We start from the raw sequence: 1,255 nt of genomic DNA on the forward strand, positions 1-1,255 counted from the left end.
CGCGCGAAGATCGAGATCAGCGAGGAGCCGAAGGCAAAGCCGATCAGCGGGTTCAGCAGGGTCGCCAGCTTGGCGCCCGGCGCCAGGTTGCCGCCGCCGATCAAATACCAGGTGAACGCCGCCACGCCCAGCAACCCCAGGCCCACCACCAGCATGCCGGTGATGGCACCGCCGCGGAAGGCGACGTCCAGCGCCGGGCCGATACCCTTGGTCGCGGCCTGCGCGGTGCGCACGTTGGCGCGCACCGAGATGTTCATGCCGATGAAGCCGCAGGCGCCCGACAGAATGGCGCCGATGGCAAAGCCGATCGCGCTGTTGATGTCGAGCGCCAGCGCGATCAGCACGGCCAGCACGACGCCGACGATGGCGATGGTCTTGTACTGGCGTGCCAGGTACGCCGCCGCGCCGGCCTGGATGGCGCCGGCGATTTCCTGCATGCGGGCGTTGCCCGCGTCCTGGGAGAGAATCCATCCGCGCGCCCAGAAGCCGTAACCCACGGCGACCAGACCGCAGACGAGCGCCAGTATCAGCGCTGCATTGCCTGTCATTGAAAACTCCTCACAATAAGCGTTTGCGCTTCGGAGGGTTGGCAGCCCTGATGTGTAGCAACGCCGCCGGTCCCTCCACCGCGTTGCTTCCTCGCTCCGTCGCTTACAAGGCGGACGATTGGCCAACCATCGGATTTTAGCGAAAACGCGCTTGACCGCGCGTCTGCAAGTGGCGCGAAAGTAAAATCACGCCTAATTCACGGGTTCCTTAATTCAAGTCAACACGGAAAACGCAACATGTCTCTCGACAACGTCACCCCCGGCCCGAAGGCGCCCGAAGAGTTCAACGTCATCATCGAGATTCCGATGAACGCGGATCCGATCAAGTACGAGGTCGACAAGGAGACCGGCGCCATCTTCGTCGACCGCTTCATGAGCACCTCGATGCATTACCCGACCAATTACGGCTACGTGCCACGCACGATCTCGGGTGACGGCGATCCGGTGGACGTGCTGGTGGTGACCCCGGTGCCGCTGATGCCCGGCGTGGTGGTGACCTGCCGCCCGGTCGGCATCCTGAAGATGCTCGACGAGGCCGGCGAGGACGGCAAGGTGCTGGCGGTGCCGATTCCTTCCGTGCTGACGCTGTACAACTGGCAGAAGCCGGACGACCTGAGCCCGGCGCGCCTGAAGACCATTGCCCACTTCTTCGAGCACTACAAGGACCTGGAGCCGGGCAAGTGGGTCAAGGTGCTGGGCTGGGAAGG

General features: G+C 64.1%; 2 protein-coding genes. One reads left to right on the forward strand and one right to left on the reverse strand.

The genetic code is table 11. The annotated features are described in order from the left end of the window. The coding region (locus PK606_RS15865; RefSeq protein ID WP_324565327.1) for a sodium/proton-translocating pyrophosphatase at positions 1-548 on the reverse strand (548 nt) is incomplete at its 3' end. Positions 549-785: 237 nt separating this feature from the next. On the opposite strand from PK606_RS15865, the gene ppa reads away from it, so the two are divergent. Then, the coding region (gene ppa, locus PK606_RS15870; RefSeq protein WP_324565328.1) for an inorganic diphosphatase at positions 786-1,255 on the forward strand (470 nt) is incomplete at its 3' end.

The sequence above is a fragment of the Ottowia sp. genome (assembly GCF_035444425.1).
Lineage (GTDB): Bacteria > Pseudomonadota > Gammaproteobacteria > Burkholderiales > Burkholderiaceae_C > Ottowia.